General features: G+C 64.6%; 8 protein-coding genes. 6 read left to right on the top strand and 2 right to left on the bottom strand.

What is annotated here, in order from left to right; translation table 11 throughout:
- Both V6M52_RS15085 and V6M52_RS15080 read left to right on the top strand, forming a co-directional pair.
- The coding region (locus V6M52_RS15085) for a DUF692 domain-containing protein (protein ID WP_332701613.1) at positions 1-834 on the top strand (834 nt) is incomplete at its 5' end.
- The gene (locus V6M52_RS15080) at positions 824-1270 is read left to right on the top strand and encodes a hypothetical protein (RefSeq protein WP_332701612.1); all 447 of its coding nucleotides are present in this window, start codon (positions 824-826) and stop codon (positions 1268-1270) included. The genes V6M52_RS15085 and V6M52_RS15080, both read left to right, overlap by 11 nt.
- Positions 1271-1277: 7 nt before the next feature.
- On the opposite strand, the gene V6M52_RS15075 is transcribed toward V6M52_RS15080, so the two are convergent.
- The gene (locus tag V6M52_RS15075; RefSeq protein WP_332701611.1) at positions 1278-1655 is read right to left on the bottom strand and encodes a hypothetical protein; all 378 of its coding nucleotides are present in this window, start codon (positions 1653-1655) and stop codon (positions 1278-1280) included.
- Positions 1656-1824: 169 nt separating this feature from the next.
- Here V6M52_RS15075 and V6M52_RS20010 point away from each other — a divergent pair, with 169 nt between their 5' ends.
- Positions 1825-1938: a DUF6471 domain-containing protein gene (locus V6M52_RS20010; RefSeq protein ID WP_442881869.1), complete on the top strand. Its 114-nt coding sequence runs from the start codon at positions 1825-1827 to the stop codon at positions 1936-1938.
- Here the strand turns inward: V6M52_RS20010 and V6M52_RS15070 are convergent.
- Positions 1910-2890: a hypothetical protein gene (locus tag V6M52_RS15070; RefSeq protein WP_332701610.1), complete on the bottom strand. Its 981-nt coding sequence runs from the start codon at positions 2888-2890 to the stop codon at positions 1910-1912. The genes V6M52_RS20010 and V6M52_RS15070 overlap by 29 nt on opposite strands.
- Before the next feature lie 440 nt (positions 2891-3330).
- Here V6M52_RS15070 and V6M52_RS15065 point away from each other — a divergent pair, with 440 nt between their 5' ends.
- From V6M52_RS15065 to V6M52_RS15055, 3 genes are all read left to right on the top strand, one after another.
- Positions 3331-3561 carry a DUF6471 domain-containing protein gene (locus tag V6M52_RS15065; RefSeq protein ID WP_332701609.1) on the top strand — a complete coding sequence of 77 codons (231 nt, stop codon included), beginning with the start codon at positions 3331-3333 and terminating at the stop codon, positions 3559-3561.
- Between the two features lie 11 nt (positions 3562-3572).
- Entirely contained in the window at positions 3573-4436 is an 864-nt protein-coding gene (locus tag V6M52_RS15060; protein WP_332701608.1) for a hypothetical protein, read from the top strand.
- A 230-nt stretch (positions 4437-4666) separates the two neighbouring features.
- On the top strand, positions 4667-5049 hold a 383-nt coding region (locus V6M52_RS15055), incomplete at its 3' end, for a biosynthetic peptidoglycan transglycosylase (protein ID WP_332701607.1).

Below are 5049 nucleotides of genomic sequence, written 5' to 3'. Positions count from 1 at the left end.
GACCTGGTGGAGTATCTGGGCGTGATGCCGGACCGGCTCTGGTACGATTTCGGCCCGAGCGCGCAGGGACGCCGCTTCCACCGCACCCTGGGCGCCATCGACGAGCTGCGGCGCTGCGCCGAAGGCCGGCTGACGGCCGGGCATGGCATCGGCCTGTCGCTGCCCAGCGCCATGCCGCTGGATGAGGCCTTCGTCGACGCGGTGGCCGAACTCGCCGCCGACATCGGGTTTTCCTGGTTCAGCGAGCACCTCAGCGTCTTCATCACCCCCAAGGGCGCCGTGCCCAACGCCCAGGCGGGCCTCGGCCTGCCCATCGCCTATGACGACGAGGTCTATGGGATCGTGGCCGGCAAGGCCGCGCGGCTACGCGAGGCCCTGGCCTGTCCCATCGCGCTGGAGAACGGCGCCTTCTTCACGCCGGTCCCAGACCCCGACATGACCGAGCCGCAGTTCCTCAACCGGCTGCACGCCGAGGGTCGCTGCGAGACCCTGCTGGACCTGCACAACCTCTATGTGAACTGGCGCAACGGCGGCGAGACCCCTGAGGCCTATATCGCCCAGCTGGACCCGGCCGCGGTGATCGAGATTCACCTGGGCGGCGGCGACGAGTTCGCCGGCTTCTACATGGACAGCCATTCCAGCCTGACGCCGGAGCCGGTCTGGGAGACCGCCTTCGCCCACGTGGCGGGCTTCCCCAATCTGCGGGCCATTACCTACGAGTTCCAGGAGACCTATTACGAGGACCTCGCCGACGGCCTGATCCCGGAGCTGGAGCGGATGCACGTGCTCGCCGAGACCTGGGCGCCGCGCCGGAGGCTGGCCCATGCTGGCTGACTTCCAGCAGGCTCTGGCCGACCTCACCGCCTCGCCGGACCTGTGCATGGCGGTGAAGATCGATACCTCGCTGCTGATTCGCCGCTACCAGCTCACCGACCGGGAGGCGGGCCGGCTGCAGGGGATCGTGCGCCATCCGGGCATGGCCTGCTCCTGCATGGTCTACCGGGCCAACCGCCTGGCGCCGCTGGCGCTGAACACGCCACGGCTTTGCAAGGCGCTCGGTCCCGACCTGCGGGCCGTGGCCTCCGACTATTGGGCTGACCATCCGCAGTCCAATGTGCATTTTTATGTCGAGGCCGACCGCTTCTGCCGCTTCGTCCGGCGCGAGATCGCGCGCGGCCGGTCGCTCGCGCCGGAGGTCGGTTCCGCCCTGGCGATCGAGAGCGCCCAGGTGACTGCGGCCCTGAGCGAGAGCCATACGGAGGCGGCGTGAACCGGCGCTAGGTCAGGGCGCGCGCCCAGGCCTTCTTCAGTTCGGCGGCGACGCCCACCTGGGGCTCGTGCAGGTCGTGGCGGCGCAGAGAGCGGGCGCCGACGAACGAACCTCCTCGCCAGGCGACCTGCGCCTCGTGGCCGATGCCGCCCAGGAGGTCGACCATCAGGAAGCGGTCGGGAACGGTCGTCACGGCCTCGCCGAGATCGATGCGGAAGCCCTCGAGGGAGCGGTCGACGATGGTGCAGGAGACCAGTTCGTCGCCGGCCAGCAGGAGGAAGGCCGGCAGGCTGACGCTCTCGCGCGGACTGGCGCGACGATCGCCGGCGCGGGAAATCGACCGTCGTTCCAGTTCGCTGGCGTTATCGAGAACGAAATTCCGCACGCGTCTCTCCAAGTCGACGTAGTTAAGCACGCAGCCCTTACCCAAAGGTGTCAAAGCGTCGCAGTCACGGCGCGAGGCGCAACCGATGGCGGGTTCCGGCGCGGATCGGGGCCCGAGCTAAAAAGGGGGGCGTCAGCCACCGGGAGTTGGCGGACATCTTGCTCACTGGGTGTTGCCCGAGACCGAGCGGAACATAGCGAACAAGATCAGTCGCGCAGGCTGCACGACCACGTTCTTGGCTCAGGTGATGGTGGCTATTGGGGCAGAATGGCCTGAGCTGTGATCTTGCACTGAGAGGTCTTGCCGTTCCGAAGCGCGACCTTCAAGACCGCCCGCGTCATGAGTCCGCTCTCGGCCGTCATGGAGATTTGGAAGCTAGTTCCCTCATCCAAGGCAAGTTGCTGCCGAAGGCCCCCTGTCAGATGAAGAAGCCAGGGTCCGCGCTTCCCCGCATCCCGCGACAACATTCGGATTCGGAGGGTGTCGCGCCGTCGCAGGGGCTTGCTCGCCACCAAGACATTCGTTCCGACGGGAACGATACGTTCACCGCCTTTGGTGGCCATCTCAGAGACAGATACGGTGACGCCCCCAAGGTCGCCGTAGGTCTTGTTCTGCACGTCCAGTGTCAGCGAACACTTGTCCAGATCACCGCTCGAAAAGGCATCGTAGCTGAATTTGGCGGATTCCAGCCAAAGCGTCGGCTCCGGCGGGTCCTCCGGTGCGGGCTCGAAATCGGGCTCGGCGGCGGCAACCGCTTCCACAAGATGGGCGGCTAGGAAGGGCGGCGCCTCGCCCCGCGCGACGGCAAACCGCGCCAACTCTGAACGTCTGGCCCATGCATGGTCTATTGGCGAGCCAATCAAAGGGCGTCCCGGATCGGTATTGGCTGTGACGCTGAGTCCCCCGGTCTCGGCGGCCTGCACCAGGGCCTGCAGCCATGCGGCTGGCGTTCCGCGCAAAGGCTTGGTCGCGAGCGCCGCAGGGTCTTGTTTCGCCCAAAGGGCCGCCGCTTGCCGAAGTGTAAGGGGATCGGCGTGGCCCCACGCGCTCAGATCGGCCGGTGCGGCATTGTCGGCGTGTTGCGGCTCAGCGGGCAATGGCGGCCTAGAGCCCATTGGGACCGGCACGAGCGCAGGTAACGTCGGCGGGCCGGGGCTGGCAATCACACGACTAGTCTTCAGAACGTCGCGAACGGCCAGCAGAACGCCAAGCGTGAGAATGGCTTGGAGGATCATTAGCCAACCCCACCCGGGAAGCAGGTGCGAACCTGTCACGATGGACGGCCCGAGCAACTCTTTGAGGCTCGGGAGCTCATGGCCAGTGACCTGCTCAACGTTGCCGCAGAATGTATCCCACGCTGAAACGAGTCCTGTAATGGTGAACACCGCCGCAACGAACGGGTGACGCCTGATCAGTTGCCAAAGTTTGAGGAGGCGCTCTGGGATCGACATACTCCGATGATGGCCGGACTTGTTGGTCCGCGGCAACGCTTGGTGCTTCTCATGCCTTGTTCCCCAAGGCGTCAGGGAAAATGCATCCTTCCCGATGGGTTTCCCCCCGAATCTCCCGAAGAACATCATTAGATAGGATGTGTTTGTTGGCTTGATTCATATCAGTTTCAGCGGTAAAAATATCGAATATAATGATATTGAACTCTGAAACGGGAGGCCTCGCCATGGCCGAAATCGACTGGACGGCCCGGACCAAGAACCTCCTGAAAGCTGAGCTGAAGAAGCGCGGCGTCAGCTACCGGGAGTTGGCGGAAAAGCTGACTGCAATCGGAATCCCAGAGACAGAGCGGAACATTGCGAACAAGATCAGCCGGGGCGGATTCACCGGGGCTTTCTTGATTCAATGTCTGGTGGCTATAGGGGCGACGACACTTCGGCTGGACGACATTTCCTAGCAGCCGTCGCGGTGATGGCGATCACCGCGCTCATTGGCCTCATTTGGACGTCCATAGAGACCGTCACGACGCGCCGCGAGATAACCCACCAAGCCGCTCAAGAGCGGTGCAAGGGCGCCACCGACAGCGATTGCCAGAGTTTGGTCGCCAACCTTCGGGGTGTCGCAGCTACCGAGGCGAGCGCCGACTACACAGGACAGCAACTCTGGCTCAACCTCATTGGCATCCTTGGGCTTGGGGCCACCATTCTCTACGCGCGAGGGGCTTGGCTCGAAGCCAGGAAGAGCGCCGGCGCGGCGCGGGAGAGCACTGACGCCGCGCTCCGGGCCTTCGAGGCGGATAACCGAACCTGGGTCACCATCCAGGCGACCGGCGTATCGGACCTGTCCGTCACCAATGGCAAGCCCCGTATCAAGGTCGACGTCGAACTTAAAAACATCGGCGCTCAACCGGCGTTTGATGTCCACTTCGCGGCGAAAATCTTCGTGGCGCGGGGCATGTGTATCGGCCAGTCGGCGCGCGACGGCGTGATCGAGTACGGCCAGGTGCTGGCTGAGGTGCCGGGGTATAGCGGCATCACGCTGATTGGCGGGCAAACCGACCACACAGCCCTGGCGAGTGATGCTGAGACCGATCCTGAGGTTGAGGCGAGGGTCGCAACCATGTTTTCCGGGTTCACAGTACCACCCAGGCCAAGGGTGATCTCCGCCGCCTACTGCGTCCACTACCGGAGCCCTGGATCGGAGGAGTGGCGGTGCTCTGCTGGCGCAATCATGGTCAGCAAGACAGATCACACCGACCTGCCTGAGAACGGCGAAGTTCCGAAGAGTCAGCTCAGGGTGATGATCATTCCATCCCTGACCAAGATGACTTAGCCCGATGAGCGCCGCCGCCAGAACTCCTAACCCCATCGGGGCCGCTCCTCTTTAGGAGCGACATCAGGATAAACACCGCCATTATCAATGGCGTTCCTCATCGTATGTGAGGTGTGTTTGCTACCTAATGCCGCATATTACCGCGAATTATGTTTGCCGGCGGTCGTTGAGGCGACAGAAGGAACCTGACGGACGGGCGCTGGAACGCCCGTCGCGCTGGAGCTTGCCTGGTGATCGTGTTCGCCGCCGCCGCGTCCTTGCTCGCGGGCGCCCCGGAACTGCCGCGCCTGCCGGAGATCCGGCGCGATCCTCAGGTCAGCTATGTCGACCGGACCGGCGCGGTGCTGGGCGTGCGCGGCGGCCGTTACGGCCCGCCCGTCGACCTCGCCAAGCTGCCGCCCTATGTCCCGGCCGCCTTCATCGCCATCGAGGACCGGCGGTTTTACGAGCACACCGGCTTCGATCCGATCGGCATCGGCCGGGCGATCATCGCCGGGGTGAACGAAGGGCGCGCGACCCAGGGCGCCTCGACCATCACCCAGCAGCTGGCGCGCAACCTGTTCCTGACCTCCGACCGCACGGTCGAGCGCAAGGCCATGGAGCTGCTCTACGC

Origin of the sequence: Devosia sp. (genome assembly GCF_036676215.1) — a bacterium.
Classification (GTDB): domain Bacteria; phylum Pseudomonadota; class Alphaproteobacteria; order Rhizobiales; family Devosiaceae; genus Devosia.
The sequence above is the reverse complement of the archived record's forward strand: the minus strand, read 5'-3'. Positions and strand labels throughout refer to the sequence as shown.

What these genes read in the sequence shown, in the direction of transcription:
- V6M52_RS15080 (WP_332701612.1), top strand. Translation starts at nt 824, where the DNA reads ATGCTGGCTGACTTCCAGCAGGCTCTGGCCGACCTCACCGCCTCGCCG.
- V6M52_RS15070 (WP_332701610.1), bottom strand. Translation starts at nt 2,890, where the DNA reads ATGATCCTCCAAGCCATTCTCACGCTTGGCGTTCTGCTGGCCGTTCGC.
- V6M52_RS15065 (WP_332701609.1), top strand. Translation starts at nt 3,331, where the DNA reads ATGGCCGAAATCGACTGGACGGCCCGGACCAAGAACCTCCTGAAAGCT.